The organism is Bradyrhizobium sp. BR13661 (genome assembly GCF_029892425.1).
GTDB lineage: Bacteria > Pseudomonadota > Alphaproteobacteria > Rhizobiales > Xanthobacteraceae > Bradyrhizobium.
In genome coordinates this window covers 53601-79687 of the sequence record NZ_JARXWB010000015.1, presented here as the reverse complement: position 1 = coordinate 79687, position 26087 = coordinate 53601, and the positions used below count along the sequence as shown (strand labels likewise).

The 26087-nt window shown below is 64.1% G+C and carries 31 protein-coding genes; 18 read left to right on the top strand and 13 right to left on the bottom strand.

Going from position 1 to position 26087, the window contains the following annotated elements:
- Positions 1-7 precede the first annotated feature (7 nt).
- On the top strand, positions 8-391 hold the full coding sequence (locus M2427_RS23870) for a response regulator (protein ID WP_280709178.1): 384 nt from the start codon (positions 8-10) through the stop codon (positions 389-391).
- Between the two features lie 100 nt (positions 392-491).
- On the opposite strand, the gene M2427_RS23865 is transcribed toward M2427_RS23870, so the two are convergent.
- The 5 genes from M2427_RS23865 to M2427_RS23845 all read right to left on the bottom strand — a co-directional run bounded on the left by M2427_RS23865 (position 492) and on the right by M2427_RS23845 (position 5589).
- Complete coding sequence (locus tag M2427_RS23865) at positions 492-1610, bottom strand: branched-chain amino acid ABC transporter substrate-binding protein (protein ID WP_280709177.1); 1119 nt, start codon at positions 1608-1610, stop codon at positions 492-494.
- A 155-nt stretch (positions 1611-1765) separates the two neighbouring features.
- On the bottom strand, positions 1766-2506 hold the full coding sequence (locus tag M2427_RS23860; RefSeq protein WP_280709176.1) for an ABC transporter ATP-binding protein: 741 nt from the start codon (positions 2504-2506) through the stop codon (positions 1766-1768).
- The gene (locus tag M2427_RS23855) at positions 2503-3336 is read right to left on the bottom strand and encodes an ATP-binding cassette domain-containing protein (protein ID WP_280709175.1); all 834 of its coding nucleotides are present in this window, start codon (positions 3334-3336) and stop codon (positions 2503-2505) included. The genes M2427_RS23860 and M2427_RS23855 overlap by 4 nt, the downstream gene beginning before the upstream one ends.
- Positions 3333-4658 (bottom strand): high-affinity branched-chain amino acid ABC transporter permease LivM, encoded by a 1326-nt coding sequence (gene livM, locus M2427_RS23850; protein ID WP_280709174.1) that lies wholly within the window; start codon positions 4656-4658, stop codon positions 3333-3335. Before livM ends, M2427_RS23855 begins: the two co-directional genes overlap by 4 nt.
- 13 nt (positions 4659-4671) lie before the next feature.
- Entirely contained in the window at positions 4672-5589 is a 918-nt protein-coding gene (locus tag M2427_RS23845) for a branched-chain amino acid ABC transporter permease LivH (RefSeq protein WP_280709173.1), read from the bottom strand.
- 281 nt (positions 5590-5870) lie between these two features.
- Between M2427_RS23845 and M2427_RS23840 the strand changes: the two genes are divergently transcribed.
- Both M2427_RS23840 and M2427_RS23835 read left to right on the top strand, forming a co-directional pair.
- Positions 5871-6047 carry a hypothetical protein gene (locus M2427_RS23840; RefSeq protein WP_280709172.1) on the top strand — a complete coding sequence of 59 codons (177 nt, stop codon included), beginning with the start codon at positions 5871-5873 and terminating at the stop codon, positions 6045-6047.
- A 208-nt stretch (positions 6048-6255) separates the two neighbouring features.
- Positions 6256-6786: a hypothetical protein gene (locus M2427_RS23835; protein WP_280709171.1), complete on the top strand. Its 531-nt coding sequence runs from the start codon at positions 6256-6258 to the stop codon at positions 6784-6786.
- On the opposite strand, the gene M2427_RS23830 is transcribed toward M2427_RS23835, so the two are convergent.
- From M2427_RS23830 to M2427_RS23820, 3 genes are read right to left on the bottom strand one after another with little or no spacing between them, the layout of a single operon-like run.
- On the bottom strand, positions 6748-7140 hold the full coding sequence (locus M2427_RS23830; protein WP_280709170.1) for a carboxymuconolactone decarboxylase family protein: 393 nt from the start codon (positions 7138-7140) through the stop codon (positions 6748-6750). The genes M2427_RS23835 and M2427_RS23830 overlap by 39 nt on opposite strands.
- A 20-nt stretch (positions 7141-7160) precedes the next feature.
- The gene (gene pcaD / locus M2427_RS23825) at positions 7161-7943 is read right to left on the bottom strand and encodes a 3-oxoadipate enol-lactonase (RefSeq protein ID WP_280709169.1); all 783 of its coding nucleotides are present in this window, start codon (positions 7941-7943) and stop codon (positions 7161-7163) included.
- Between the two features lie 34 nt (positions 7944-7977).
- Positions 7978-9333 carry a 3-carboxy-cis,cis-muconate cycloisomerase gene (locus tag M2427_RS23820; RefSeq protein ID WP_280709167.1) on the bottom strand — a complete coding sequence of 452 codons (1356 nt, stop codon included), beginning with the start codon at positions 9331-9333 and terminating at the stop codon, positions 7978-7980.
- 170 nt (positions 9334-9503) lie between these two features.
- Between M2427_RS23820 and M2427_RS23815 the strand changes: the two genes are divergently transcribed.
- The 8 genes from M2427_RS23815 to M2427_RS23780 all read left to right on the top strand — a co-directional run bounded on the left by M2427_RS23815 (position 9504) and on the right by M2427_RS23780 (position 16338).
- Positions 9504-9950 (top strand): carbon monoxide dehydrogenase subunit G, encoded by a 447-nt coding sequence (locus tag M2427_RS23815; protein ID WP_280709166.1) that lies wholly within the window; start codon positions 9504-9506, stop codon positions 9948-9950.
- A gap of 139 nt (positions 9951-10089) precedes the next feature.
- On the top strand, positions 10090-10575 hold the full coding sequence (locus M2427_RS23810) for a (2Fe-2S)-binding protein (RefSeq protein WP_194481977.1): 486 nt from the start codon (positions 10090-10092) through the stop codon (positions 10573-10575).
- Positions 10576-10599: 24 nt separating this feature from the next.
- On the top strand, positions 10600-11406 hold the full coding sequence (locus tag M2427_RS23805) for a xanthine dehydrogenase family protein subunit M (RefSeq protein WP_280709164.1): 807 nt from the start codon (positions 10600-10602) through the stop codon (positions 11404-11406).
- A 60-nt stretch (positions 11407-11466) separates the two neighbouring features.
- Positions 11467-12372 carry a MoxR family ATPase gene (locus tag M2427_RS23800; RefSeq protein ID WP_280709163.1) on the top strand — a complete coding sequence of 302 codons (906 nt, stop codon included), beginning with the start codon at positions 11467-11469 and terminating at the stop codon, positions 12370-12372.
- 123 nt (positions 12373-12495) lie between these two features.
- A complete protein-coding gene (locus tag M2427_RS23795) occupies positions 12496-13698 on the top strand; it encodes a VWA domain-containing protein (RefSeq protein ID WP_280709162.1) in 1203 nt (400 codons plus the stop codon).
- Positions 13699-13709: 11 nt separating this feature from the next.
- On the top strand, positions 13710-14033 hold the full coding sequence (locus M2427_RS23790; protein ID WP_008137521.1) for an XdhC family protein: 324 nt from the start codon (positions 13710-13712) through the stop codon (positions 14031-14033).
- A 2-nt stretch (positions 14034-14035) separates the two neighbouring features.
- Positions 14036-14737 carry an XdhC family protein gene (locus M2427_RS23785; RefSeq protein ID WP_280709161.1) on the top strand — a complete coding sequence of 234 codons (702 nt, stop codon included), beginning with the start codon at positions 14036-14038 and terminating at the stop codon, positions 14735-14737.
- Positions 14734-16338 carry a molybdopterin-binding/glycosyltransferase family 2 protein gene (locus tag M2427_RS23780; RefSeq protein WP_280709160.1) on the top strand — a complete coding sequence of 535 codons (1605 nt, stop codon included), beginning with the start codon at positions 14734-14736 and terminating at the stop codon, positions 16336-16338. The genes M2427_RS23785 and M2427_RS23780 overlap by 4 nt, the downstream gene beginning before the upstream one ends.
- A 119-nt stretch (positions 16339-16457) precedes the next feature.
- On the opposite strand, the gene M2427_RS23775 is transcribed toward M2427_RS23780, so the two are convergent.
- Positions 16458-16949, bottom strand: a complete 492-nt coding sequence (locus M2427_RS23775; RefSeq protein ID WP_280709159.1) for an avidin/streptavidin family protein — start codon at positions 16947-16949, stop codon at positions 16458-16460.
- Between the two features lie 183 nt (positions 16950-17132).
- On the opposite strand from M2427_RS23775, the gene M2427_RS23770 reads away from it, so the two are divergent.
- Positions 17133-17522 carry a DUF4189 domain-containing protein gene (locus M2427_RS23770; protein WP_280709158.1) on the top strand — a complete coding sequence of 130 codons (390 nt, stop codon included), beginning with the start codon at positions 17133-17135 and terminating at the stop codon, positions 17520-17522.
- 28 nt (positions 17523-17550) lie between these two features.
- On the opposite strand, the gene M2427_RS23765 is transcribed toward M2427_RS23770, so the two are convergent.
- Positions 17551-19350, bottom strand: coding sequence for a CYTH and CHAD domain-containing protein (locus M2427_RS23765; protein ID WP_280709157.1), 1800 nt, complete (start codon positions 19348-19350; stop codon positions 17551-17553).
- A 201-nt stretch (positions 19351-19551) separates the two neighbouring features.
- On the opposite strand from M2427_RS23765, the gene M2427_RS23760 reads away from it, so the two are divergent.
- The gene (locus M2427_RS23760) at positions 19552-19962 is read left to right on the top strand and encodes a DUF2000 family protein (RefSeq protein WP_280709155.1); all 411 of its coding nucleotides are present in this window, start codon (positions 19552-19554) and stop codon (positions 19960-19962) included.
- 103 nt (positions 19963-20065) lie between these two features.
- The gene (gene adhP, locus M2427_RS23755; protein ID WP_280709154.1) at positions 20066-21091 is read left to right on the top strand and encodes an alcohol dehydrogenase AdhP; all 1026 of its coding nucleotides are present in this window, start codon (positions 20066-20068) and stop codon (positions 21089-21091) included.
- Between the two features lie 67 nt (positions 21092-21158).
- Here adhP and M2427_RS23750 read toward each other — a convergent pair whose 3' ends face one another.
- Genes M2427_RS23750 through M2427_RS23740 form a run of 3 tightly spaced genes read right to left on the bottom strand, consistent with a single transcriptional unit; the run spans position 21159 to position 22393 of the window.
- Complete coding sequence (locus M2427_RS23750; protein ID WP_280709152.1) at positions 21159-21572, bottom strand: GFA family protein; 414 nt, start codon at positions 21570-21572, stop codon at positions 21159-21161.
- Positions 21573-21596: 24 nt separating this feature from the next.
- Positions 21597-22061: an SRPBCC domain-containing protein gene (locus M2427_RS23745; RefSeq protein ID WP_280709151.1), complete on the bottom strand. Its 465-nt coding sequence runs from the start codon at positions 22059-22061 to the stop codon at positions 21597-21599.
- A complete protein-coding gene (locus M2427_RS23740; protein ID WP_280709150.1) occupies positions 22058-22393 on the bottom strand; it encodes a metalloregulator ArsR/SmtB family transcription factor in 336 nt (111 codons plus the stop codon). Before M2427_RS23740 ends, M2427_RS23745 begins: the two co-directional genes overlap by 4 nt.
- 108 nt (positions 22394-22501) lie before the next feature.
- On the opposite strand from M2427_RS23740, the gene M2427_RS23735 reads away from it, so the two are divergent.
- From M2427_RS23735 to M2427_RS23720, 4 genes are read left to right on the top strand one after another with little or no spacing between them, the layout of a single operon-like run.
- On the top strand, positions 22502-23197 hold the full coding sequence (locus tag M2427_RS23735; protein WP_280709149.1) for a TetR/AcrR family transcriptional regulator: 696 nt from the start codon (positions 22502-22504) through the stop codon (positions 23195-23197).
- On the top strand, positions 23194-23982 hold the full coding sequence (locus M2427_RS23730; protein ID WP_280709147.1) for an efflux RND transporter periplasmic adaptor subunit: 789 nt from the start codon (positions 23194-23196) through the stop codon (positions 23980-23982). Before M2427_RS23735 ends, M2427_RS23730 begins: the two co-directional genes overlap by 4 nt.
- Positions 23979-24908, top strand: coding sequence for an ABC transporter ATP-binding protein (locus tag M2427_RS23725; protein ID WP_280709146.1), 930 nt, complete (start codon positions 23979-23981; stop codon positions 24906-24908). Before M2427_RS23730 ends, M2427_RS23725 begins: the two co-directional genes overlap by 4 nt.
- A complete protein-coding gene (locus M2427_RS23720; RefSeq protein WP_280709145.1) occupies positions 24905-26068 on the top strand; it encodes an ABC transporter permease in 1164 nt (387 codons plus the stop codon). Before M2427_RS23725 ends, M2427_RS23720 begins: the two co-directional genes overlap by 4 nt.
- Positions 26069-26087 lie beyond the last annotated feature (19 nt).

Sequence of the window (26087 nt, the reverse complement as noted above, 5' to 3'; positions counted from 1 at the left end):
TGTTCCCATGCCCCGTGTCCTCGTTATCGATGACCAAAAGGACGTACGCGCGATGGTCTCGATTGTCCTTCGGGTCAACCATATTGACGTGGTTGAAGCGGAGAGCGGCTCTGCCGGGCTGAAGGCCTTCAGCGAGAGTGTTTTCGATGCAGCGATTGTCGACATTTTCCTGGCCGATACCAGCGGCGTTGAGGTCATGGCCGCCATCCGCGAGCGAATTCCCGGTTTTCCGATCGTTGCCGTCTCCGGCATGACGACACTGGATTTCATGGGCGAGGCACCCGGCCTCGATGGCGTGGTCGGCCTGCAAAAGCCGTTTCGGCCGAACGACCTGCTGCAGGCGCTCCGCAGGGCGCAGGCCGCGGGCGGCGAACTGTCCGCGGCCGTCTGACGGCGTGGCAAAAGAAAACGCCCCGGCGAACCGGGGCGTGATCGCGATGGCAGGGCGTTCGGATCGTCTGATCGATCCCTGACGAGGGAGCCCCGCTTGACTAAGAGCCCTTGGCGCCGAGTTCGGCGTAATTGCCCTTGGCGTCCCACTTGTAGACGACATAGTCGATCTGCTTGAGGTCGCCCTTGGCGTCAATTTCGATCGGCCCGAGCACCGTATCCCACTTGCCGGCCTTGATGGTTTCCATGACCTTCTTGGCGTCGGTGGTGCCGGCCTTCTTGACCGCCTGCGTCCAGACCTGCAGCGCAGCGTAGGTATAGAGCGTATAGCCTTCCGGATCGATGCCCTTGGCCTTGAAGGCATCGACGATCTTCTTGGCGGTCGGCTTGTTGCGCGGATCGGGACCGAAAGTGAACAGCGTGCCTTCGCCGGCGGGGCCGGTGATGGAGGCATACTCCTTGTCGGCGAGCGCATCGCCCGACATCAGCACCGTCTTGAGGCCCTGGTCGCGCATCTGGCGCAGGATGAGGCCGGCTTCCTGATGGTAGCCGCCGACATAGACGAGGTCGATATTCTCCTTCTTCAGACGCGAGACGATCGCGTTGAAGTCCTTGTCGCCCTTGTTGTAGCTCTCGTAGAGCTTCTCGGTGATGCCGGCCTTGTTGAGCGCCTTCTTGGTCTCGTCGGCAAGACCCTTGCCGTAGGTGGTCTTGTCGTTGAGGATCGCGATGTTCTTGCCCTTGTAGTTCTTGGCGATGTACTGCGCGGCGATCAGGCCCTGCTGGTCGTCGCGGCCGCAAACCCGGGCCACGTTCCACAGCTTGCGCTCGGTGAAGAGCGGGTTGGTCGAAGCCGGGGTGATCTGCAGGACGTTGCCATCCGCATAGGCTTCTGAGGCCGGGATCGAGGACGACGAGCAGAAATGGCCGGCGACGAACGGGATCTTGGCGCCGGCGATCTTTTCCGCCACCGAGCGCGCCTGCTTCGGATCGCAGGCGTCGTCTTCGGCATTGAGCGCGAGCTTCTTGCCGTTGACGCCGCCGGCGGCGTTGATATCCGCCACCGCCAGGTCGGCGCCGTTCTTCATCTGGCGGCCGAAGGCGGACTCGGTGCCGGTCATCGGGCCCGCAACTGCGATGGTGATATCCTGCGCAAACGCTGCCGTCGACAGTGCGACGGACGCGCCAAATGCCAGACCGATGAGCTTCAGTGATTTCATGAGATACCTCGCGGGTGATCGTCTGCTGGGAGTTGCCAGGCGTAGGCCCGGTTCAAACCGGCCCCATTCTTGAATGAATTTACGGAGAAGTCACCGGCAAAATACGGGCATAGGCAAAGATATGTAGCCGCATTCTCGCGCAGGGGTGGGCCCGGTCAGGCGTGCCGGCCACCTTCCAGATAAGCGGCGCGGATTTCCGGGCGCTGCAGCAATTCGGTGCCGCTGCCTGCGAGCGTGATCAGGCCATTGACCATGACATAGCCGCGATGGGCGAGCTTCAGGGCGTGGTTGGCGTTCTGCTCGACGATCAGCACGGTCAAGCCGTCCTGCCTGTTCAGCGTGCGGATCGCGTCGAAAATCTGCCGCGCGATCAGCGGGGCGAGCCCGAGCGAGGGTTCATCGAGCAGGAGCAGGCGAGGTCGGCTCATCAAGGCACGGCCGATCGCCAGCATCTGCTGCTCGCCGCCGGACAGGGTTCCGCCGCGCTGGCTGAAACGTTCCTTCAGGCGGGGAAACAGGGCGAACACGCGCTCCAGCGTGCTCTCTCGCTCCGCCGGCGTGCTCTCGGTGACGTCGGCCCCCATCTGGAGGTTCTCGGCGACGCTCATCCGCGGGAAGATGCGGCGGCCTTCCGGCGACTGCGCGATGCGCAAATGGGCGATCTCGTGGGTCGGGACCTCAGTGATGTCCTTGCCCTCGTACAGGATCTGTCCGGCACGGGCCCGCGGCTTGCCGAAGATCGTCATCATCAGCGTCGACTTGCCGGCGCCGTTCGCTCCGATCATCGCAACGATCTCGCCGGCATTGATCTCGATGTCGACGCCCTTCAAGGCCTCGATCTTGCCGTAGGCCGCGCGCAAGCCGCGGATCGCGAGCAGAGGAGTGGCAGATGTCACGACCCGCTCTCCATCACCGCCGCAGCTTCGTCCTCGTCGGTACCAAGATAGGCGGCGATCACCTTGGGATCGTCGCGCACCTCCTGCGGCGTGCCTTGCGCGATCTTCACGCCGTGGTCCATCACCACGATGTGGTCCGAGATCTCCATCACGACGGACATGTCATGCTCGATCAGGAGGATCGATGTTCCGAGCTCGTTGCGGATCGACAGCAAGAGCTCGCTGAGCGCGGCGCTCTCGCGCGCATTCAAGCCGGCGGCGGGCTCGTCCAGGCAGAGCAGCGCGGGCTCGGTGCACATCGCGCGGGCGATCTCGAGCCTTCGCTGGTCGCCATAGGCGAGATTGCCGGCCGCATCGTCGGCACGATCGAGCAGGCTGACCCGCTTCAGCCAATCGGTGGCGCGATCGATCGCCTGCGCTTCCGCACTGCGGTAGTTCGGTGCCCCTATCAGGCCGAGGAAGGTGAAGCCGGAGGCGAGCATCAACATGTTGTGCTGCGCCACCATCAGGTTTTCCAGCACGGTCATCCCCGGAAACAGGCGGATATTCTGGAAGGTGCGCGCGACCTTGGCCTGCTTGGCGATGCGGAAGTCGTTGAGCCGCTCGAGCGCGATTTCCCTGCCGTCGTCATGGGTGAGGCGGATGGCGCCGCCGGTCGGCTTGTAGAAGCCGGTGATACAGTTGAAGACGGTGGTCTTGCCGGCACCGTTCGGTCCGATCAGTGCCGTGATCTTGCGCCGGTCCGCCGCGAACGACAGGCCCTGCACGGCAATGATGCCGCCGAAACGCATGCTGAGCTGATCGACGCTGAGGATACGTTCGTCGCTCATCCGTGGCCTTCCTTGACGAGGTCGGAGGAGATGGCCTGCGCCTTCTTCAGATAGACGGTCGGTGCGCGATGGCCGATAATGCCGCGCGGCCGCCAGATCATGATCAGCACCATGGCCCAGCCGAACACTAGCATGCGGTAGGTCTCGAGGCCGCGGAACAGCTCGAACCCGCCGATCATGGTGAGTGCGGCAAGCGCGACGCCGAGCTGCGAGCCCATGCCGCCGAGCACGACGATGGCGAGCACCAATGCAGATTCCTGGAAGGTAAAGGATTCCGGGCTGATGAAGCCCTGGCGGGTCGCGAAGAACGCACCGGCAAAGCCGCCGAACATGGCGCCGGTGGCAAACGCCGTGAGCTTGGTGGTCGTGGTGTTGATGCCGAGCGCACGGCAGGCGACCTCGTCCTCGCGCAGCGCTTCCCAGGCGCGTCCGATCGGCAGGCGGCGCAGGCGGATTGTCACCCAGTTGGTCAGCAGCGCCAGCGCCAGGATCAGATAGAACAGGAAGACGATGCGGTGGGTCGGCGAATACTCGATGCCGAGCTTTGCGGCGAGCCCGTCGTCGCTGTTGTCGAGCGGGATTCCGAACAGGGTGGGACGCGGAATGCTGGAAACGCCGTTCGGCCCGCCTGTCAGGCTCTGCCAGTTGAGGATGACGAGTCGGATGATCTCGCCAAAGGCAAGCGTCACGATGGCGAGGTAATCGCCGCGTAGCCGCAGCACCGGGAAGCCCAGCAGCATTCCCCAGAAGGCGGCGAGGATGCCGGCGAGCGGGAGGCAGACCCAAAACGACCAGCCGAAATTGGTGGCGAGCAGCGCGTAGGAATAGGCGCCCACCGCATAGAAGGCGACATAGCCGAGATCGAGCAGGCCGGCGAGGCCGACCACCACGTTGAGGCCCCATCCCAGCATCACATAGGTGAGCACGAGGATCGCGAGGTCGAGGATGTAGCGCTGGTTATAGAAGATGACGGGCACCAGCAGCGCGAAAATCAGGAGCGCGGGCGCAAGGTAGCGGCCGATGAACGACACCCCGCTCTGGACCGAAGCCGGCACCAGCTTCTCGGCGCCGGTCGGGCCGATCCATTGCCTGAGCAGCTCGATCACGATCGAGCCGCCGAACACGGCGGCGACGATCCAGGCGAGGTCGCCGAAGCGCGTCCAATAGGTGAGCTGGCCGTCTGAGCCGGCCTCGGTGCGGATGCCGACCATCAGCGAGAACAGCACCAGCGCGATCACGGCGTTGATGAAAGCTGTCTTCAGAAGGAAGGGGATGCCGGCGGTGCGACTTGCGTTGGTGGTGTTGTGCGGAGTGGCTGTCACGCGGGGCGGTCCGTCAGACTTTTTCGACTTCGGGACGGCCGAGCAGGCCGGTCGGCATGAAGATCAGCACGACGATCAGGATCGAGAATGCGGCAACGTCCTTGTACTCGACCGAGAAATAGGCCGACCAGAACGTCTCGATCAGGCCAATCGCAAGGCCCCCCAGCATGGCGCCGGGCAGCGAGCCGATGCCGCCGAGCACGGCCGCGGTAAAGGCCTTGATGCCGGCGACGAAGCCCATGAAGAAATCGACCAGGCCGTAATAGAGCAGGTACATCAGGCCGGCGACGGCAGCGAGCGCAGCCCCGATCACGAAGGTCATGGAAATGGTGCGGTCGACGTCGACGCCGAGAAGCGCCGCCATGGTCTGGTCCTGCTCGCAGGCGCGCATGTCGCGCCCGAGCCGCGTGCGCGAGACCAGCCAGGTGAAGATCGCAAGCAGCACGATGGTGGTGAGAACCACCATGATCTGGATGTTGGAGAGCTGGATCACGAAGCCGTCCGCGCTCTCATGCAGCGTGTAGCCGCCGGTGATGAAGGGCGGGATCGGCTTGACGCGCGCGCCTTGCGCCACCTGCGAGTAATTGGTCAGCACGAAGGACATGCCGATTGCCGACAGCATCGGCGCGAGGCGAAAGGAATGGCGCAGCGGACGGTACGCGATGCGTTCGATGGTCCAGCCGTAGAGCGCGGTGATCGCCATCGCAACCAGCAGCACCACCAGCAGGATCACCGGAATCGCGGTGAGGCCCAGCGAGATCAGGATCAGGAAGGTGATGAGGGCTATGAAGCCGCCGATCATGAAGACGTCGCCATGGGCGAAATTGATCATGCCGACGATGCCGTAGACCATCGTGTAGCCGATCGCGATCAGACCGTAGATGGAGCCGAGCACGAGGCCGTTGATGAGCTGCTGGGCGAAATAATCCATAGGCTGCCGTTACCAAACCTGACGCGGGTTCAAGGGATTTGTGCGAGAGAGAGCTTACGTTTCTTCTCGGGCCCGGCAGCCCTTGGGTTCTTCGTTTTGTAACAGGAGGGAACTGGCGGCTGCAACTGGGGATGCCTCGGCATAAAGGCTTGTACAGGTGATTTTGGTTTCGGACGTCAACTTCCGGCTCCGCACTTGCGAGGAACCGGGGTTCCGCAAAGCAACCAAAACCCCCGCTGGCAGTTGTCTCCTGACTGACGTCCAACCAGGGAGTTCCCCCAATGACGAAGCAGCAGAACCAGAATCCGGGCCAGCAGAACCAGAGCCCTGGGCAGCAGAACCCCGGGCAACAGCAGGGTGGTGGTCACAAGCCTGGCCAGCAGCAGCAGGACCCGCAGCGCCAGGGCGACAAGCCCGGCCAGCAGCAGGGCGGCCAGCACGGTCAGGAGCGCAGGTAATTTCGGAGCCAAAGAGCGTTAGGAGCCCGAAAACCTGAGGTCGTGAGGAGGGCCCCGCCGAAGGGCGGGGCTCTTTTTGTCGGGCGGACTGGCTGGCCGCCAGTTAAGGTAAACAAAGGGTTTAAATTGCCGCCACAGTCCGATGCGAGTTAGCTCCCGGCACGGCCTTCCATCGAAGGCCCGGGTAGCAGACGAAGCGGAAAGCGGCATGTTCAGGAACTGGCGGATCGGCTCGATCAACGGCGCGTTGCTGGCGGCCTATTTCATTCCGGCCTGGGCGATGGTCGCCTTCAACATCTTCGTGGCGCCGGTGCACGGCCTCTATGAGCGGCCGAGCGTCGCCGTGGCGCTGTTCCTCAGCGATCAGCTTCAGATGTCCGGCATGAGCACGGTGCGCGCCGCCTGGCTGCTGGCGCTCGGACGCCTGACCGTGGTGACGTTCTTCGCGATCTACCTGGCGTTGCTCGCCATTCCGCGGACCCGTAGGAGCGGGGCGAGCGACGAGGCCCTCGGTGTCGCGCTCGCGATCGGCAGCCTGATCTCGTTCGCCAGCATGGTGATGGCCTCGAAGGTCGGCGAGCTGGCCGCGCTTCGGCTGCATGCAACCGAGCTTCTGCTCCTGCTCGGCGCGGCGATCGTGCTGGTGATCGAGCGGCCTGCGACCGCGCCGAAGACCGTCGACCTCGCGGATACCGCGCCGCTAGGACTTGAGCAGGCCGAGCTCCTGCACAATCGCTGAGGCTTCCTTGACGGCGTGGTTCGCCGCCGGAACGCCGCAATAGATCGCCTGCTGCAACAGGATTTCCTTGATGTCGTCGGGGGAGAAGCCGCCCTCGGCGAGCGCTGCGCGCACATGCAGGCGGAATTCATCCCATTGCCCGAGCGCGACCATGGTGCCGATCACGAGCACGCGGCGCGTGCGCTCGTCGAAATGCGGCCGCGTCCAGATCTCGCCCCAGGCATAGCGTGTGATCATGTCCTGGAAGTCGGTGTTGAACGCATTGCGGTTGGCGATCGACTTGTCGACCCAGGCATTGCCCAGCACTTTTCGGCGAACGGTCATACCGGCATCGCGGCGCTTCTGGTCGTCCATCTTGTTTCTCCGGATAGCGGCTAGCGCTGCGTCAAGAATCCCACCACCGCATCTGTGAAAGCGTGCGGCTGTTCGACATTGGAAATGTGGGCGGCGTCGATGATGGTCATGCTGGCGCCGGGAATGTTCGAGCGGATCAATTCACCCGCCGAGATCGGCGTTGCCACGTCATGGCGGCCGGCGATCACCAGCGTCGGGCTTTTGATCTTCGACAGCAGCGCGCGCTGGTCGAGCGTCGACAGCGCTTCGCAGCAGGCGAGATAGCCTTCGACCGGCGTGGCGAGCAGCATCGCCTTCATCCTGGCGGTGATATCGGGCTCGCGTTCGCGGAAGTCCTGCGTCAGCCATCCCGCGATGACGCCATCCGCGACCGCGGCGATGCCGCCCTTCTTCACGGCGTCGATGCGCTCCAGCCATTTGGTCGGCTCGGCGTAGTAGCAGGAGGTGTTGGCGAGGATCAGCTTGCCGAAGCGCTCGGGTGCGTTGGCGCCGAGCCATTGCCCGACCATGCCGCCCATCGACAGGCCGCACCAATGCACCTTCTCGATGTTGAGATCATCGAGGATCGCGAGCACGTCGCGCCCAAAACGCTCCATCGTGTAGGGCGCGGGCGGAACGCTGGACTTGCCATGGCCGCGACGGTCGTAGCGGATGACGCGGAATACCTGCGTCAGCGCTTTCATCTGCGGCTCCCACATCTGCAGTGTGCAGCCGAGCGAATTGGAGAGCATCAAGGTCGGCCCGCCGTCACGGCCCTCGACGGAGACGTTGATCAGGCAACCGTCGGCATCGATCATGGGCATGCGGCGTCTCCGTTTATTCTCGCTCAGGGCTGCTCTATTCGCGGTCGAGGCTGTCGAGCAGCCGGTCGATCAGTACTTGAGAGGCCCCTTGATAGGCCATCGGCTCGAACAATGCCGCTATTTTCTCCGGCGTCAGATGCGCAGTGACCTGCGAATCGGCGGCGAGAATTTCGCGCAGATGCTTCTTCTCGGCAACCGCGCGCTTGCTCGCGGCCTCGATCAGGTGATGCGCGTCGCTCTTGCCGATCTTGTCGGCGAGCGCAAAGGTGACGGCTTCCGCCATGATCAGCCCATGCGTGGCATCGAGATTGCTGCGCATCCGCGCCGCATCGACGTCGAGGCCTTCGGCGATGTCGACGACGGCAGCAAGTGCGCCCGAGGTGACCAGCATCAATTGCGGCAGTGTCGGCCATTCCGCATGCCAGGGCCCGGCGCTGCGCTCGTGGTCCTGCACCTGGGCGGCGAGAATCGTGGCGGCGAGCTGGGGCGCCATGGTCGCACAGCCGAGCGCGCTTGCGGCCGCGACAGGATTGCGCTTGTGCGGCATGGTCGAGGAGCCGCCGCGGCCTTCTCCGGCGGGCTCGAAAGCTTCGCCGACATCGGTCTGCATCATCAGCGAGACGTCGCGCGCGATCTTGCCGCAGCTTCCGGCGAGAATCGCAAAACTCGAAGCCGCCTCGGCGATGCGGTCGCGATGGGTGTGCCAGGGCGCTTCCGGCAGCGGTAGGTTCAGCTCCTGTGCGAGGCGCTCGGAGACCGCCAGCCCCTTGTCCCCGAGGGCGGCGAGCGTGCCGGCGGCGCCCCCGAATTGCAGGGCGAGGCCTTCGCGGCGGAGTCGACGCAGGCGGCAACGGGCGCGGGCGAGGCTCGCGGCATATTCGGCAGCCTTCAACCCGAACGGCATCGGCAACGCGTGCTGGAGCCAGGTCCGCGCCACCATCGCGGTGTTGCGATGGCTGCGCGCGAGCGCGGCAAAGCCCTTGATGGCACGGCTGAGATCGACGTCCAGCGCGTCGATTGCAGCGCGCAAGCCCAGTATGGTCGCGGTGTCGATGACGTCCTGGCTGGTCGCGCCCCAATGCACGTAGCGCGCGGCCGCGGCATCGGCCTTGCCAACATTGGCGGTCAGCATCTTGACCAGGGGGATCGCGAGATTGCCTGACCGGGTCGCGGCCTCGGCCAGCGCGGCCAAGTCGAAAGTGTCGGCCTTGCAGGCAGCTTCGATCGGGGCCACCGCGCTGGCTGGAATTACGGCCGTAGCGGCCTCGGCACGGGCCAGGGCTGCTTCGAAATCGAGCATGTTCTGGAGCGTGGTCCGGTCGTCGCAGACGGCACGCATGGCCGCGCTCGACAGCATTGGCGCAAGCAGGGGAGAGAGGGCTGTGCTCATGTTGCGCGGGACCTAATCACCATGATCGGGCTCTGCCAATCCCTGACTGACCGTACAAGACTTTTTGCGCTTGCGAATATGCATTGCTCGTGACCGGGGGGCACCCTTTTCTTTGCGGCCTCCGTGCGTTACTTGAGCATCCCTACCTTTTGCGATCCCCGGAGGTCCCCATGGCCATGACGATGAACGGCGAAGTCCAGCTTGCGGCGCCGCGCGAGGCCGTGTGGGAGAAGCTCAACGACCCCGCGGTTCTGAAGGCCTGCATCCCTGGCTGCGAGGAGCTGGAGAAGACCGACGATGGCGGCTTTCGCGCTACCGCGAAAATGAAGGTCGGCCCGGTCTCGGCGCGCTTCAAGGGCAAGGTGACTCTGTCCGATCTCGATCCGCCGAACGGCTACAAGATCTCAGGCGAAGGCGAGGGCGGGGTGGCCGGCTTCGCCAAGGGCGGCGCCGCGGTGAAGCTCGCCGAGAAGGACGGCGGCACACTGCTTTCGTATGATGTCGAGGCGCAGATCGGCGGCAAGTTGGCGCAGCTCGGCCAGCGCCTGATCAACGGCACCGCCAAGAAGTTGGCCGATGAGTTTTTCGCGAATTTCGCCAAGGCGGTACAGGGCTGAACACCCTCGCTTTTCGTCATGGCACCTTGCGCCCGGGGCGATGTTGCCCCCGGCCATAATGGCCCATATGATGGGTTGGAATAATTATAAGAAAGAACCGCTTCGACGGGACCCGTCGGGGCGCTGATAGAGAGTGCTTATGGCAAAAATCTCCCTCATCGTGAACGGCAATCCTGTTACCGGCAATGTCGACCCACGCACGCTTCTGGTGCAGTTCCTGCGCGAGAATCTGCGGCTCACCGGCACCCATGTCGGCTGCGACACCTCGCAGTGCGGCGCCTGCGTCGTGCATCTCGACGGCAAGGCCGTGAAGTCCTGCACCACGCTTGCCGTGATGGCCGATGGCCACGAGGTCAGGACCATCGAGGGGCTGGCCGCCGACGGCGCGCCGCTGCATCCGATGCAGGAGGCCTTCCGTGAGCACCACGGTCTGCAGTGCGGCTTCTGCACGCCCGGCATGATCATGACCGCGATCGACATCGTCCATCGCAAGGGCCACGAGCTCGACGACCATACCATCCGGGAAGAGCTGGAAGGCAATCTCTGCCGCTGCACCGGCTACCAGAACATCGTCGCCTCGATCGCCGCCGGCGCGAAGGCGATGGCCAAATCCGATCTCGCGTAACCGCGCGCCCTCAGGACACCCCCAATGTACGAATTCAAATACCATCGCCCTGGGACCGTGCGCCAGGCGGCCAACCTCCTGGTGAAGAACGAAGACGCCAAGGTGATCGCCGGCGGCCACACGCTGATTCCCGTCATGAAGCAGCGGCTCGCCAGCCCGCCGCATCTGGTCGACCTCTCCCATATCGAGGGGCTCAACACGATCGAGATGAAGGGCCGTTCGCTGGTGATCGGCGCCACCGCCAAGCATGCCGAGGTCGCGAGCTCCGCCATCGTCGGTGAAGCCATTCCGGCACTGGCCAGTCTCGCCAGCCAGATCGGTGATCCCGCCGTACGCCACAAGGGCACCATCGGCGGCTCACTCGCCAACAATGACCCGACGGCCGATTATCCGGCCGCGGTGCTCGCGTTAGGGGCGACCATCGTCACCAACAAGCGCCGCCTCAAGGCTGAAGAGTATTTCCAGGGTCTGTTCTCGACGGCGCTGGAAGCCGACGAGATCATCACCAAGGTGATGTTCCCGCTGCCGAAGAAGGCCGCCTATATCAAGTTCCGCAACCAGGCCTCGCGCTATGCGCTGGTCGGCGTGTTCGTGGCGCGGCGTCCTTCGGATGTGCGGGTCGCGGTCACCGGCGCGGGCTCGGACGGCGTGTTCCGCGTGGAGGCGTTCGAGGAAGCACTGAAGAAGCGTTTCGCCTCGAAGGCCATCGAAGGCATCGAGGTGCCGGCGGAGGGGCTCAACAGCGACATCCACGGCAGCGCCGAATATCGCGCGCATCTCATCGGCGTGCTGACGCGGCGCGCCCTCGATGCCGCCAATGCCAAGGGGTGAGTGAACCTCACGCCTCGGCCAAACCTGTCCCGGTGAGGGCGTAGCAAGACTGGCTGTTTCATGACTACAGCGACACTGCCGGCATCGGTCGATGCGATGCTCGAACTCTTGACCTCGCGCGGCTATCTGGCCGAGCGGTCGCTGGCGACGGTGACGTATCTGTCGCTGCGCATGGGCCGGCCGTTGTTCCTGGAAGGCGAGGCCGGCGTCGGCAAGACCGAGATCGCGAAGGTGCTGTCGGCGGCGCTCGGCCGGAAGCTGATCCGCCTGCAGTGCTACGAAGGCCTCGATGTCTCCTCCGCCGTCTATGAGTGGAACAGCGCCGCGCAGATGATCGCGATCCGGATGGCGGAAGCTGCCGGCGACACCGATCGCGACCAGCTTTCGAGCGACATTTTCGCTGACCGCTACATGATCAAGCGGCCGTTGCTACAGGCGCTGGAGCCTGACGTCGCAGGACCGCCGGTGCTGCTGATCGACGAGCTCGACCGCGCCGATGAGGCGTTCGAGGCGTATCTCCTGGAAATCCTCAGCGACTTCCAGGTGACGATCCCCGAGTTCGGCACCGTGAAGGCGCCGCATCCGCCGATCGTGATCATCACCTCCAACCGCACCCGCGAGATCCACGACGCGCTGAAGCGGCGCTGCCTCTATCACTGGGTCGACTATCCCGCGGCCGAGCGCGAGCTCGCGATCGTCAAGACGCGCGTGCCGGGGATCTCCGCAAAACTGTCGCAGCAGGTCGTGCGCTTCGTGCAGGCGCTGCGCAACCAGGACTTCTATAAGTCGCCTGGTGTTGCCGAGACCATCGACTGGGCCACCGCTCTGTCCGAGCTCGATGCCCGCGCGCTGACCCCCCAAGTGGTCGGCGATACGCTGGGCGCGCTGCTCAAATACCAGGACGACATCACCCGGATGCAGGGCGACACTCTGCAGAAGGTGCTGAAGGAAGCGACGAGCGACTAGTTCGTCATTCCGGGGCGCGAGGAAGTCGCGAGCCCGGAATCCATCAGGCGGCAGGTGTTGCGGACAAATGGATTTCGGGTTCACGCTTCGCGTGCCCCGGAATGACGGCAGAGACAGTAGACCATGGCCATCAACCACCTCGCGCCTGAAAAGACCGAGCAGTTCGCCGACAATATCGTCGGCTTTGCGCGCGCGCTGCGTGCGACCGGCATGCCGGTCGGTCCGGGCGCGGTGATCGATGCCATGAACGCGCTGCAGGTGATCGACATCGGCAGCCGCGCCGACGTCTTCACGACGCTCGAGGCGATCTTCGTCAAGCGCCACGAGCATGCGCTGATCTTCAAGCAGGCCTTCAACCTGTTCTTCCGGGCCTCGGAAGAGTGGAAGCACATGCTGGATTCGGTGCCGCTGCCCGATAGCGCCAAGAAGAAGCCGCCGGCCGCCGCACGCCGCGTTCAGGAAGCGATGTCGCAGCCGCGGATGACGGAGACGCCGCAGCACCAGGAGCAGGACCTGCGCCTGTCGGTCTCCGACAAGGAGATCCTTCAGAAAAAGGATTTTGCGCAGATGAGCGCCGCCGAGATCACTGAAGCGCTCCGTGCCATCGAGATGATGCGGCTGCCACAGGCAGAGCTGCTGACGCGCCGCTACCTGCCCGATCCGCGCGGCCTGCGGCTCGACATGCGCCGCACGCTGCGGGCGTCCCTGCGCACCGGCGGCGACATCATCGACATCCATCGTCTCGGGCGGATCGAGAAGCCGGCCCCGATCGTGGCGCTGCTCGATATCTCGGGGTCGATGAGCGAGTACACCCGCCTGTTCCTGCATTTCCTCCATGCCATCGGCGATGCGCGCAAGCGCGTCTCGGTGTTTCTGTTCGGCACCCGGCTGACCAATGTGACACGCGCGTTACGCCAGCGCGATCCGGACGAGGCGCTGGCGAGCTGCTCGGCGGCGGTCGAGGACTGGGCCGGCGGCACAAGGATCTCGGCCTCGCTGCACAACTTCAACAAATTGTGGGCGCGGCGGGTGCTGAGCCAGGGCGCCATCGTGCTGCTGATCTCCGACGGGCTGGAGCGGGAGGCCGATTCCAGGCTCGCCTTCGAGATGGACCGGCTGCACCGGTCCTGCCGGCGGCTGATCTGGCTCAACCCGCTGCTCCGGTTCGGCGGCTTCGAGGCCAAGGCCCAGGGCATCAAAATGATGCTCCCCCACGTTGACGAATTTCGCCCGGTGCATAATTTGAGTTCGATCCAGGAGCTGATCACGACGCTCTCCCGGCCGCTGCCGCCGCATCACCGCAGCCTGATCCGTTCCGCAGCCTGAGAGGCAAAGCCATGCTCGATCGCGACGAGGACATTCTGAAGGCGGCGGAGGACTGGCAGAAGGCCGGCCGTGGCGTCGCGCTGGCAACCGTCGTGGAGACCTGGGGCTCGGCCCCGCGCCCTGCGGGCTCGAGCCTCGTCATCAACGACCAGGGTACGTTCCTGGGCTCGGTCTCCGGCGGCTGCGTCGAGGGTGCCGTGGTCACCGAGGCCATGGACGTGATCGAGAGCGGCAAGCCCAAGATGCTGGAGTTCGGCGTCGCCGACGAGACCGCCTGGAATGTCGGCCTCTCCTGCGGCGGCACCATCCGCGTCTTCGTCGAGAAGGTTGGCTAGCCGTGAAGCTGGAGCTCCTGCACAAACTCAATGCCGAGCGCGCCGCGCGCCGCCCGGTCATTCTCGTCACCGACACCGAGAGCGGCGAACAGCGCCTTGTGAAGGCCGGCGATTTTGCCAAGGATCCCCTGCGGGCCGAACTGGAAAAACAGCTTCGTATGGGCAAGAGCGCCAATGTCGAAGTCGGCGGCAAAAAGCTCTTCCTCAACGTCTACGCGCCGACCGCAAAGCTCGTCATCATCGGCGCGGTCCATATCAGCCAGGCGCTGGCGCCGCTGGCGCGCTCGCTCGGCTATGACGTCACCGTGGTCGATCCCCGCACGGCCTTTGCGAGCCCGGAGCGCTTCCCGGATATTCCGCTGATTGCCGAATGGCCGGATACCGCGCTGCCGCCGCTCAATGTCGACGCCTACACGGCCTTCGTCGCGGTAACGCATGATCCCAAGATCGACGACCCCGCGCTGCTGCACGCCTTCGCGCGCAACTGCTTCTATATCGGTGCACTCGGTTCGCGGAAGACGCATGCCAAGCGCGGCGACCGGCTACGGGCGCAGGGCGCGAGGGAGAGCGACATCGCGCGCATCCACGCGCCCATTGGGCTTGCGATCGGCGCGGTCTCACCGTCCGAGATCGCGGTGGCGATCATGGCCGAGATCACGGCCGTGCTGCGCCTGCCGCCCAAAGAAAAAGAAGAAGCGGCATGAAGTTCGGCCCGGCGAGCCCCAGGGATGCGATCGGCGGGGTGACCGTCCACACCCTGCGCCAGGGACCGCTGGTGCTGAAGAAAGGCACGACGATCGGGCCTGCCGAGGTCGAGCAGCTCGAGCGCGCCGGCATCAAGGACATCGTCGTGGTGCGGATGGAGGAGGGCGACGTCTCCGAGGACGTCGCGGCCGCCAGCATTGCGCTTGCGATCGGCGGTGAGGGCATTCATGTCGAGCGCGCCTTCACTGGCCGCGCCAATCTGTTCGCTGCGCGCCCGGGCCTGCTGGTGATCGACCGCGCCGCGGTCGACCGGATCAACAATGTCGACGAGGCCATCACATTCGCCACGCTCGCCGCTTACAAGCCGGTGGTCGAAGGTGAGATGGTCGGCACGGTCAAGATCATCCCGTTCGGCGTTGAAGGCGTCTTGCGCGATGCCGCGGTGAAGGCCGCCGGCAAGGACGTGCTGAAGATCGCGCCTTACGTCATCAAGCGTGTCGGCGTTGTCTCGACGCTGCTGCCGGGCCTGTCCGCCAAGGTGGTCGACAAGACGCTGCGGGTCACCGCCGAACGCCTCGCGCCGGCCGGCGCTGCCATCATCGCGGAGCGTCGCGTGCAGCATGACGAGCATGCGCTGTCGGCCGCGATCAAGGATTTGCTCGCGCTCGGCGCCGAGCTCGTGATCGTGTTCGGCGCATCGGCCATTGCCGACCGGCGCGACGTGATCCCGGCCGCGGTCACGGGAATCGGCGGCGAGATCGAGCATTTCGGCATGCCGGTCGATCCCGGCAATCTGCTGCTGATCGCGCGCGCCGGCAGCGTGCCGGTGCTGGGTGCGCCCGGGTGTGCGCGCTCGCCGGTCGAGAATGGCTTTGACTGGGTCCTGATGCGGCTCTTGGCCGGCATCAAGGTGACACGGTCCGAGCTGATGGGCATGGGCGTCGGCGGCCTCTTGATGGAAATCGTGACGCGGCCGCAACCGCGCGCCAAGCCGGAGATCGAGGGCAACAGCCAGGTCGCCGCCATCGTGCTCGCGGCGGGCCGCTCGACCCGCATGGGCGGGCCGAACAAGCTGCTCGCCGAGCTCGACGGCAAAAAGCTGGTGCGGATCGCGACCGAGCAGGCGCTGGCGTCGAAAGCATCCGAGGTGATCGTCGTCACCGGCCATCAGAGCGAGCTGGTCGAGCAGGCGTTGCAAGGCCTGAAGGTGCGCTTCGTCAAGAACCCGGATTTCGCGGGTGGCATCGCGAGCTCGGTGAAATCAGGCATTGCAGCTGTCCCCGAGAGTTGCGACGGCGCCGTGGTTTGCCTCGGTGACATGCCGCTGATCGATGCCGGCCTGATCGGCCGGCTCATCGACAGCTTTGCGCCGGACCGTGGCAATCTCATTGTCGTGCCCGTCAGCGAAGGCCGCCGCGGCAATCCCGTGCTGTGGTCGCGCCGCTTCTTCAAGGAGTTGATGACGCTCGACGGCGACGTCGGCGCGCGGCATTTAATCGCCAAGCACACCGAAGCCGTCGCGGAAGTGCCCGTCGACGGTGAGGGCGCGTTCCTCGACATCGACACGCCGCAGGCGTTGGAAGCGGCGAGACGAGGGTAGTGCGCTGAGACAGGGGTGGGCAAAGGCGCGTAGCGCCGTGCCCACCCTCTCGTCACATCGTGATCTCTGACTGATGGTGGGCACGCTTCGCTTTGCCTGCCACCCTACAAGCTGCTCATCTATTTCTTGGTGTTCGACAGCTTCTCGCTGGCGGCCTTCAGACTTACGCCGCTCTTCGTCAGTAGGGCCTTGTCGCCGTTCGAGAACGTGAAGGTGTCGGCGCCCGCGCTGATGCCGTTCCATGCCACGGCCTCGCCGAGCGACAGATACCACAATCCCTGGAATCCAGACGAGTTATTGAGCTGTCCGGTCCAGACGGTGGTCGACCCGCAGCCGAGGAAATTCACCGAGAAGCTGATCGCTGTGCCCGTATTGCCGTAGGCCAGCCAGCCCGTCACGCCCTGCGGCTTGCCTTCATCGCAACTGCTTGCCGCATTGTTGGTGTAGGTCCCCGCGATCGCGCCCGTGTTCTGGTTGAAGCTGGTGATGGCCAGGGTCGAGCCATATTGGTTGGTCCAGGTCCAGTTCACCGACTGCGCACGCGCAGGCAGGGGCCCGATCAGACAGGCCGCCGCAACGACTCCGAACAGCATTGAATTGATGGGACGCATGAACGTCTCCTCCGGCTCTGCTTGACGTTATACGACCTTAAATAATGAGATTGAAAATTACAACTATAAAGTGTGTTAAGCGGCATCACTATTCCGTCATGGCTTTCAACCACTCATTCACCAAGTGGAAACGACCGGCGCTTAGAGTTCCCTCCACCTGCCTTGGGGGTGAGGGGCTTTTCCATGATTTCGAACGTCGTCGCGCGCCGTTGCGCGATGTTTTTCTTCGCGCTGTCGGTTTGCGTCGCCGGCGCCCGACATATGACCGAAGCCCATGCGGCCGGCGCGTTTGCCGTGGGCAAGTGCGGTGCCTACGGCCAGGCTTATGATTATGGTGCCGAGCACGAGGCGCGTGCCGCGGCCCAAAAGCAGTGCAAGGGCGACTGCACGACTGTGACGATGAAGCGCGCCTGCGCGGCGATGTCGGTCGACATGACCAACCCCTGCGGCGCCTATGGCTACGCCGTGAAGCCCAGGATCTCGGCCACGCTCAATGCCGCCACGCGCGAATGCTACAAATATGGCGGCAAGGAATGCGTGATCCGCGCCTGGGCCTGCGACGCCAAGGGTTGATCAAGGGCTGACCAAGGCTGGCCGAAAGCTAGCGCAGCCATCCGGCGTTGGTTGACACCAGTCTTGTCGGTTGCTCCGGCGCGTCGATCGCCCAGGGCACCTTGACCTCGGTGAATTCCGACCAGGTCTCGAGCAGGCGCGCTTCGACGCCGACCGTGGCGTGGGCCTGCCAGCCGGCGATCGCCGCCGCCGCCATGCCGCTGCCGATCGAACCAGCGCCGACATCGGCAAGCAGTGACGTCGTCACCGCCATGTCGTTGTAGATCCCGAGCTCCTGCTGGAGATTCGCGAGCTTGCGCGAGAAGCGCCGCGCCGATTTGCTCTGCCCGCAGAGCGGGAGCAGGAAGTCGGCGACGTAGCGCAACTTCTTCGCGGCGAGACGTACACGGTGCCGCTCCTCCGTCGGCAGCGATTTGAACTTGCGGCCGCGCTTCAGCACCTTCGCATGCTGTGCCGACAGGATGTTGCGGGCGAAATTGATCGCGGGCTCCGCGAGCTGCGCCAGGCCTTCGGGAGCAACCTCGCTGCGCCAGCCGCGCGCTTCGATCCAGGCACCGAGCCCGATCACGAAATACTGGCAGCGCCGGTCAGCGAGGGCGAGGCGGGCCTTGTCATAGCAGGTCGCGCGACGTTCGTCGGCGAGTTCACCCAATGTGTCGAAACCGGCGACCGACGGACAGCCATCCGCGACGGTGCGCAGCGTCTCTTGCCGGAACACGTCCCAGTCACGGGCACCAGAGAGACATCCCGCGAGCCATTTCGCTTCAGTGCGCATCAGGTCGAGCTTGTTCAGCGGTACCACCGACCGCATCAGGTCGAGCGCGGAGCGCAGACGCCGCAGCGCGACGCGAAGCTGATGCATCCCTTCGGGATCGCGACCGTCCTCGGCCGCGGGCAACGACTGCAACAGATGCAGAAGGCACGACCGCAGGATCTCGGAAAACGCCTCGTCGAGCGAGGTCGATGGATCGAGACGAAGCTTTGGCGGCTTCGGTGCCGACGGCGGGGTATCGGCCGCCAGGTCAAATCCACGTGCCGATTTGGTCCGGATCGACGGCTTCACCGAACCATGTTCGGCGAGCCGCAGCGCAAGTTCCCAGATTGCGGACGGGCTGCCGCTCTTGAGCTCCAGCTCGATCTCTCTGACCGGCAGCGAGCGATCGCCGGAGATCAGATGGCCCTGATCGAAGGCGATCTCGATCGTGCCCGACGGCAAGTCCACCATGCGTTGATGTCGATGGATGTCGGTGGTGAAGACGGCTTCGAGCGGATGATGCGCGAGACCGTCGCGCAGCTTCTCCGGGAGGAAGGGGAGTGCCAGCGCGACATCGGGCGTCATGGAAGCCACGCTGGCCTCCCATTCGCCGCGCCGAAGCGGATCGCTGGCGGATTCAGTTTTCACTGTTTGCGTGAACCGCGCGCCGCTCTGACGAACCCGAAAGCTCAATCCGCTACGCCGCAGCGCACGCTTGGGCGTATCGTAATAGACGGCCTTGAGATGCTTGCGCGTGCCCTTGTTCCGCGCATTCGCCGCGATGATCGGTGCGTCGTTGAAATCGGTCAGACGATCGGAAGCCACGAGCAGCTTGAGTTCGATTTCCGTGGCGTGAGGCGCGACATCGCGGGACGAAGCGGTCTCCGGCGCCGTCGCCTCGGCGCGGATGTCGTCGGCGGAAGAACACTCGCTGCGCGGAGGTTCAGTGTCGGAGACTTTGGAACCAGGTTCCGTGCCGGGCGCAGCGGCATTCTTGATAGCGGCGTGTTGATTGTTTGACCTGGCGAGACGCCCCGGTTCGAGAGCTTGCTTGATGGCGTCGATTTCGGACATTCGTAGCTTTGTGACAGTTCAATGACAAGGCAACGATGTATATCCGACTTGGTCTGCGGAGAGAAGCGTGGCCGATCGCATCGCGGGTTGAAATTTTCGCGCTGTGATCGCCGGGACAATCCGCACTACATTTGCCTACACAGTCGCAGCGCTCGGAATTTTCTTTTCTTTCCAGACGCTTGGATGTGTGCGGGAGAGTTCATGCAGTTCGATACCAAGATTGCCGTTGTCATTCGCAACGACCTCCAAGCCTGGCAGAAGCTCAATGTTGCGTCATTCCTGACGAGCGGCGTCGCTGCTGCCTTTCCGGAGTGCATCGGCGATGCCTATGAGGACGCCTCAAGCACGAAATATCTTGCGCTGATCGGCCAACCGATCCTGATCTACGGTGCCGATGGTCCGGCGCTGTCGCGCGCACTCGATCGCGCACTCGCGCGCAACGTCACGCCGGCGATCTATACCGAGGACATGTTCACGACGACGCATGATGCCGCCAATCGCGAGGCGGTGAGGGCGGTTGCGCGCGCAGATCTCAATCTTGTCGGCATCGCGATGCGCGCCGAGCGCAAGGTGATCGACAAGATCGTCGACGGATTGAAGTTCCATAGCTGACATTGTCGCATTTGCGATCAATAAGCTTGCGTTGTTTGACTCCGATCAAGGGAGAGCCGCGGGGCATCGCTAGTCTGCTTGTGTAATGCAACGGAGTAGACTGATGCCGACCATGAAAGCCGCTGTCGTCAAGCAATTCGGCAAGCCGCTGGTGATTGAGGACGTGCCGGTGCCGCAGCCCGGTCCTGGTGAAGTTTTGGTCAAGGTGAAGGCCTGCGGCGTCTGTCACACCGATCTGCATGCCGCCTCCGGTGACTGGCCCGTGAAGCCGGTGCCGCCCTTCATTCCTGGCCATGAAGCCGCCGGCATCGTCGCTGCGCTCGGAGCTGGCGTGAAAAATCTGAAAGTCGGAGACGCCGTTGGCGTGGCTTGGCTGCACGATGCCTGCATGTCGTGCGAATATTGCGAGACCGGCTGGGAGACGTTGTGCGAGCACCAGCATAACACCGGTTACAGCGTGAACGGTGGCTTTGCCGAATATGTCATCGCCTCGGCGACCTTCGCGGCGAAGCTGCCGCCGACGATCGACTTCGCCGCGGTGGCACCGATCCTGTGCGCTGGCGTCACCACATACAAGGGATTGAAGGAGACCGACGCGCGGCCCGGCGAGTGGGTTGCCATCTCAGGCGTTGGCGGCCTTGGTCATGTTGCGATCCAGTACGCCAAGGCGATGGGATTCAAGGTCGCGGCGATCGATATTGCCGAGGACAAGCTCAAGCTCGCGCGCCAGACCGGTGCTGATCTTGCGGTCAACGCACTCGCAAACGATGCCGTCGACAAGGTTCTGGCAGCGACCGGCGGCGGGGCTCACGGCGTGCTGGTGACGGCGGTTTCGACCGCCGCGTTTGCCCAGGCGCTGAAGATGGTGCGCCGGAAGGGCACCGTCAGCCTCGTCGGCCTGCCGCCGGGCGAATTCCCGACGCCGATCTTCGATGTGGTGCTCAAGCGCATCACCGTGCGCGGCTCCATCGTCGGGACCCGCAGGGATCTCGACGAGGCCATCGCGTTCGCCGCGGACGGCAAGGTGAAGGCCGAGGTGACGAAGGTGCCGCTCGCGCAAATCAACGACGTGTTCGAGCGGATGAAGGCCGGCAAGATCGACGGCCGCGTGGTACTCGATTTTGGCTAAAGCGTTTTCGAGCGAAGTGGATGCCGGTTTGCGTCAAGAAGACGCGTCAAAACAAGAATCCTCCGCCTCAGCCGGACGGCATCGTCTGGAATTTCATCAGGCTGGAATCAAGAGGATCCCAGTCGTAGGCGCGCACCGCGTAGGTGACCGCCTGCGGCTTGTAGCGGGCCGGCTCGTCGAGGCTCGCGGCGCGGATGGTGAAAATGTCGGGCATGGCCTTGAAGGTCATGTAAACGGCCACGCCGCATTCGGGGCAGAACGCGCGCGTCTTCACGTTGCCGCTGTCGCCGGTCATGTCCCATGTCTTCGCATGGCCCGTCACCGTGACGCCGGCGCGCGGGAAGGTGGCGTAAGAGCCATGGCCGGTGCCGCTTTCACGCTGGCAATCCCGGCACTGGCAGTGATTGGCGAACAAAGGCTCGCCGGTGATCGAATAGCGGATCGCGCCGCAGGCGCAGCCGCCGGTATAGGGCTTGTCCATCGTGATCACTCCTCACCTGTCTCGTTACTTGTCTTCGCCGCTGATTTCGTCGAGCTGACGAACGACCTTCTTCCAGCCGCCGCTCATGACGGTGAAGGCGCTCTCGTTCCTAGGCAGGACGAATCCGGCATGAACCAGCTGGATTCGTGTGCCGGCTTCCACCGGGGTGAGGGACCACGTCACGACAGTGTCGAGCGGCGCGCCGTAGCCGACGTTGCGCTCATCGCCGCCCTTCCAGGCGTAGGCGAGGCGCCTGAACGGAACGACCTCGAGCACGCAGCAATGGATGACGCCATCCCAGTGGCCACCCGGTTTGGTCTGGTGGGTGAAATTTTTGCCCTCAACGGCTTCGAAATCCGTCGTCGGCATCAGCCAGCGTGCGATCAGCTCTGCACTGGTCAGCACCTTCCAGACCGTCTCGGGCGCATGAGGGAGCATCTCGTCGAGGACGATGCCTCTGGTTTCGTTTTTCAACGCGGCTGCATTCACGGGTCAATCTCCTTCAAGAGGTCACGCAGGTTCTCGAAGCGCTCGCGCCAGAAGACGCCGTAATGATCCATCCAGGTCACCAACGGTTCGAGTCCTTGGGGGGCGGCACGGTAATAGACGTTGCGGCCCTCGGCGCGCTCGGCGACGAGGCCCGCCTGCTTCAACGATTTCAAATGCTGCGAGATCGCGCCCTGGGTCACGCCGCTGCCGCGCGTCAGTTCGGCGACGCTGATCTCCTTGCTGTCGAACACGCGCTCGAACACCGCGCGACGGGTCGGATCGGCGAGGGCGCGCATCACGGCGGTAACGGGGTTTGGGCCGGCTTCAATCATGCCGATCAATTAGCGATAGCTAATGCATTAGTCAATACTAATTCATTCGCGCGCTGGCGGTGACGAGGGCCAATTGACATTGACTGACCAGTCAGTCATAAATAAGAAATGACAAGGAAGCCTGCCAAAGCGGCTGCGGCCAAGGAAAAATCCAAGGCTGCGAGTCACAGGCCCGAAGCCGGCGGGGAAGCCGCTCCGGCTTCGAGCCGTGCCATGCGCGCTGCAGAGCGACGCGCAGCAATCGTCGAAGCGGCCATGGATGAGTTTATCGCCCGGGGCTTTGCCGCGACGCGGCTCGACGACATCGCCAAGCGCGCAGGTGTCGCGAAAGGCACGATCTACCTGCACTTCAAGGACAAGGAATCGATGTTCGAGGAACTGGTGCGCACCGTGATCGTGCCAGTGGTGGCGCGGCTCAACGCATTGCCGCCGCCAGCGGGCTCGGTGCGCGATCTGATCGAGACCTTTGCCGGCAACTTTCTCAAAGAGGTGATGGGAACAAGGCGCGGCGATCTCGTCCGCCTGATCGTGGCAGAGGGCCCGCGCTTTCCGTCTGTCGCGGATTTCTACTATCGCGAAGTCGTCTCGCGCGGGATCGCCGGCATGCGCGCGCTGATCGAGCTCGGCATTGCCCGCGGCGAGATCCATCAGAAGAATCTCGCGCGCTATCCGCAGATCCTGGTCGCGCCCGCGATGATCGCGGTGATCTGGCAGAGCCTGTTTGCGCGGCACGCGCCGCTCGATGCGCAGGACATGCTGCGTGTCCATCTTGATTTGATTTTTGGCGAACGGAGGACGACATGAGGTCGTCGCAAAGGGTTCTAGCAATCGCATTGGCCGGCCTGCTCGCAACCGTGCTTGCCGGCTGCAAGGAGAAGCGCGATCCCGGCTTCCAGGGCTGGGTCGAGGCCGACATGATTTATGTCAGTCCGGACGAGGCGGGCCGGGTGACCAGGCTCGATATCCGCGAAGGCGATGTGGTGAAGGTCGGCGATGCCCTGTATTCGGTCGACGACGATCTCCAGCTTGCCGATCTCAACCAGACCAAGGCGACACTGGCGAATGCGCAGCAGGTGTTCGATCGCGCGGAATCCCTGCGCAAGACCGGTTCCGGCACGCAAGCCACACTGGACTCCGCTGTCTCTGACCTGCGGGTCGCGCAGGCGCGGGTGGTGACCTCGGAGACGCGGCTCGCGCGGCGCAAGGGCTCTGCGCCTGTCGCCGGAACCATCCAGCAGATCTATTTCCGCGAAGGCGAAATGGTGGCGGCGCAGCGGCCGGTGCTCTCGATCATGCCGCCCGGCAACATGAAGCTTCGCTTCTTCGTGCCGGAGACCGAGTTGCCGAAGCTGTCTGTTGGTGACGAGGTGCGGGTCGCCTGCGACAATTGCGCGGCCGACCTCACCGCGAAGATCTATTTCATCGCGACCTCGGCCGAATACACCCCGCCTGTGATCTACAGCCTCGAAGAGCGCAACAAGCTCGTCTATCTGATCCAGGCGCGGCCGTCGCGGCCCGATGCCTTGCGGGTGGGCCAGCCGATCAACGTCTATCTCAACCCAAAGACTCCGGTGGCGGACAAGCGATGAACGGTGCGAACGACATCGCGATCGACGTCAAGGGCCTGACCAAATCGTTCGGCGGCCGCGAGGTCGTGCACGATCTGTCGATGCAGGTGAAGCGCGGCTCGATCTACGGCTTCCTCGGGCCGAACGGCTCGGGCAAGACCACAACCATCCGCATCCTCTGCGGCCTGCTGACGCCCGACAGTGGCGAGGGCACTTGCCTCGGCTACGACATCCTGAAGGACGCTGAAAAGATCAAGCGCAAGGTCGGCTACATGACACAGCGCTTCAGCCTCTACCAGGATCTCTCCGTGCGCGAGAACCTCGAATTCGTTGCGCGGCTCTATGGCCTTGCCGACGCGCGCGGGGCTGCGCGCGACATGATCGAGCGGCTCGGCCTCTCGGGCCGCGAGCAGCAGCTCGCGGGCGAGCTCTCCGGCGGCTGGAAGCAGCGCCTTGCATTGGGGGCCTGCACGTTGCCCAATCCGGAATTGCTGCTCTTGGACGAGCCGACCGCCGGCGTCGATCCCAAGGCGCGGCGCGATTTCTGGAACGAGATCCACGCCCTCGCCGCCGATGGTCTCACCGTGCTGGTCTCGACCCATTACATGGACGAGGCGGAGCGCTGTCACGAGATCGCCTACATCGCCTACGGCCATCTCCTGGCGCGCGGCAGCGTCGATGAGGTGATCGCGAAATCGGCGCTGACGACTTACACCGTCACCGGCGAGTTGAATGGCCTCGCGGCCCAGCTCGCCGGCAAGCCCGGGATCGACATGGTGGCGCCGTTCGGCACCTCGCTGCACGTCTCGGGCCGCGAGGTCGCGGCCCTCGAAGCCAGCATCGCGCCGTGGCGCGAGAAGGGTGACATGCACTGGCAGAAATCGGCGCCGTCGCTGGAAGACGTCTTCATCGAGCTGATGGGCCGCTCCAAGGACAATTTCCAATGAGCACCGTCAGGACAACCGTCCTCGTACGGGAGATCCGCGACCGCTTCGGCTTCTGGCGCCGCTCCTATGCCATGATGGCAAAGGAGTTCATTCAGCTTCGGCGGGACCGCGTCTCCTTCGCGATGATCGTGGCGATCCCGGTGATGCAGCTTCTCCTGTTCGGTTATGCCATCAACACCACGCCGCACCATCTGCCGAGCGCGGTGCTGCTGCAGGAGGACTCCGATCTCGCCCGTTCGGTCCTGAAGGCATTGGAGAATACCGCCTATTTCCGCTTCGTCTATGAAGTGCACGACGTCGACGATTTCGACAATCTGCTGAAGTCAGGCAAGGTACTGTTCGGCGTCGAGATCCCGCGCGGCTTCGAACGCGCGGTGCGGCGCGGCGACAAGCCGGCGCTGCTGGTTGCGGCCGACGCGACCGATCCGGTCGCGGCGAGCTCCGCACTCGGCTCGCTCGGCATGATCGTGCAGACCGCGCTCGCGCACGATCTCTATATCGGCGATCCGCCGGCGATGCCGTTCGAGATCCGCGCGCATGCGCGCTACAATCCGGCGGCGGAATCGCGGCTGAACATCGTGCCGGGACTTGTCGGCACCATTCTCACCATGACGATGCTGATCTTCACGGCGCTGTCGGTGACGCGCGAGATCGAACGCGGCACCATGGAGAGCCTCCTGTCGATGCCGATCAAGCCGGTGGAGGTGATGATCGGCAAGATCGTTCCTTACATCCTGGTCGGCTTCATCCAGGCCTTCCTGATCGTCAATATCGGAGTGTTCCTGTTCGGCGTGCCGGTGCTCGGCAATCTGTTCCTTCTGGCGGCTCTTTCGACCCTCTTCATCGCCGCAAATCTCGCAATCGGCTACACGTTCTCCACCGTCGCGCAGAATCAGCTGCAGGCGATACAGATGTCATTCATGTTCTTCCTGCCGAGCATCTTGCTGTCCGGCTTCATGTTCCCGTTCGCGGGCATGCCGGCCTGGGCGCAATATGTCGGCGAATGCCTGCCGCTGACGCACTACATTCGCATCGTTCGCGCCATCATGCTGAAGGGCGCCACCATGCCGAACCTGCGGTTCGATGCGGCGGCGCTTGCCATCCTGATGCTGGTCGCCATGACCATCGCCGTGACGCGCTTCCGCCGCACGCTGGATTGAGGCAGACTGCTTCGGAACG

What these genes read in the sequence shown, in the direction of transcription:
- M2427_RS23870 (WP_280709178.1), top strand. Translation starts at nt 8, where the DNA reads ATGCCCCGTGTCCTCGTTATCGATGACCAAAAGGACGTACGCGCGATG.
- M2427_RS23865 (WP_280709177.1), bottom strand. Translation starts at nt 1,610, where the DNA reads ATGAAATCACTGAAGCTCATCGGTCTGGCATTTGGCGCGTCCGTCGCA.
- M2427_RS23855 (WP_280709175.1), bottom strand. Translation starts at nt 3,336, where the DNA reads ATGAGCGACGAACGTATCCTCAGCGTCGATCAGCTCAGCATGCGTTTC.
- M2427_RS23845 (WP_280709173.1), bottom strand. Translation starts at nt 5,589, where the DNA reads ATGGATTATTTCGCCCAGCAGCTCATCAACGGCCTCGTGCTCGGCTCC.
- M2427_RS23840 (WP_280709172.1), top strand. Translation starts at nt 5,871, where the DNA reads ATGACGAAGCAGCAGAACCAGAATCCGGGCCAGCAGAACCAGAGCCCT.
- M2427_RS23835 (WP_280709171.1), top strand. Translation starts at nt 6,256, where the DNA reads ATGTTCAGGAACTGGCGGATCGGCTCGATCAACGGCGCGTTGCTGGCG.
- M2427_RS23830 (WP_280709170.1), bottom strand. Translation starts at nt 7,140, where the DNA reads ATGGACGACCAGAAGCGCCGCGATGCCGGTATGACCGTTCGCCGAAAA.
- pcaD (WP_280709169.1), bottom strand. Translation starts at nt 7,943, where the DNA reads ATGCCCATGATCGATGCCGACGGTTGCCTGATCAACGTCTCCGTCGAG.
- M2427_RS23820 (WP_280709167.1), bottom strand. Translation starts at nt 9,333, where the DNA reads ATGAGCACAGCCCTCTCTCCCCTGCTTGCGCCAATGCTGTCGAGCGCG.
- M2427_RS23815 (WP_280709166.1), top strand. Translation starts at nt 9,504, where the DNA reads ATGGCCATGACGATGAACGGCGAAGTCCAGCTTGCGGCGCCGCGCGAG.
- M2427_RS23810 (WP_194481977.1), top strand. Translation starts at nt 10,090, where the DNA reads ATGGCAAAAATCTCCCTCATCGTGAACGGCAATCCTGTTACCGGCAAT.
- M2427_RS23805 (WP_280709164.1), top strand. Translation starts at nt 10,600, where the DNA reads ATGTACGAATTCAAATACCATCGCCCTGGGACCGTGCGCCAGGCGGCC.
- M2427_RS23800 (WP_280709163.1), top strand. Translation starts at nt 11,467, where the DNA reads ATGACTACAGCGACACTGCCGGCATCGGTCGATGCGATGCTCGAACTC.
- M2427_RS23795 (WP_280709162.1), top strand. Translation starts at nt 12,496, where the DNA reads ATGGCCATCAACCACCTCGCGCCTGAAAAGACCGAGCAGTTCGCCGAC.
- M2427_RS23790 (WP_008137521.1), top strand. Translation starts at nt 13,710, where the DNA reads ATGCTCGATCGCGACGAGGACATTCTGAAGGCGGCGGAGGACTGGCAG.
- M2427_RS23780 (WP_280709160.1), top strand. Translation starts at nt 14,734, where the DNA reads ATGAAGTTCGGCCCGGCGAGCCCCAGGGATGCGATCGGCGGGGTGACC.
- M2427_RS23775 (WP_280709159.1), bottom strand. Translation starts at nt 16,949, where the DNA reads ATGCGTCCCATCAATTCAATGCTGTTCGGAGTCGTTGCGGCGGCCTGT.
- M2427_RS23770 (WP_280709158.1), top strand. Translation starts at nt 17,133, where the DNA reads ATGATTTCGAACGTCGTCGCGCGCCGTTGCGCGATGTTTTTCTTCGCG.
- M2427_RS23765 (WP_280709157.1), bottom strand. Translation starts at nt 19,350, where the DNA reads ATGTCCGAAATCGACGCCATCAAGCAAGCTCTCGAACCGGGGCGTCTC.
- M2427_RS23760 (WP_280709155.1), top strand. Translation starts at nt 19,552, where the DNA reads ATGCAGTTCGATACCAAGATTGCCGTTGTCATTCGCAACGACCTCCAA.
- adhP (WP_280709154.1), top strand. Translation starts at nt 20,066, where the DNA reads ATGCCGACCATGAAAGCCGCTGTCGTCAAGCAATTCGGCAAGCCGCTG.
- M2427_RS23750 (WP_280709152.1), bottom strand. Translation starts at nt 21,572, where the DNA reads ATGGACAAGCCCTATACCGGCGGCTGCGCCTGCGGCGCGATCCGCTAT.
- M2427_RS23740 (WP_280709150.1), bottom strand. Translation starts at nt 22,393, where the DNA reads ATGATTGAAGCCGGCCCAAACCCCGTTACCGCCGTGATGCGCGCCCTC.
- M2427_RS23735 (WP_280709149.1), top strand. Translation starts at nt 22,502, where the DNA reads ATGACAAGGAAGCCTGCCAAAGCGGCTGCGGCCAAGGAAAAATCCAAG.
- M2427_RS23730 (WP_280709147.1), top strand. Translation starts at nt 23,194, where the DNA reads ATGAGGTCGTCGCAAAGGGTTCTAGCAATCGCATTGGCCGGCCTGCTC.
- M2427_RS23725 (WP_280709146.1), top strand. Translation starts at nt 23,979, where the DNA reads ATGAACGGTGCGAACGACATCGCGATCGACGTCAAGGGCCTGACCAAA.
- M2427_RS23720 (WP_280709145.1), top strand. Translation starts at nt 24,905, where the DNA reads ATGAGCACCGTCAGGACAACCGTCCTCGTACGGGAGATCCGCGACCGC.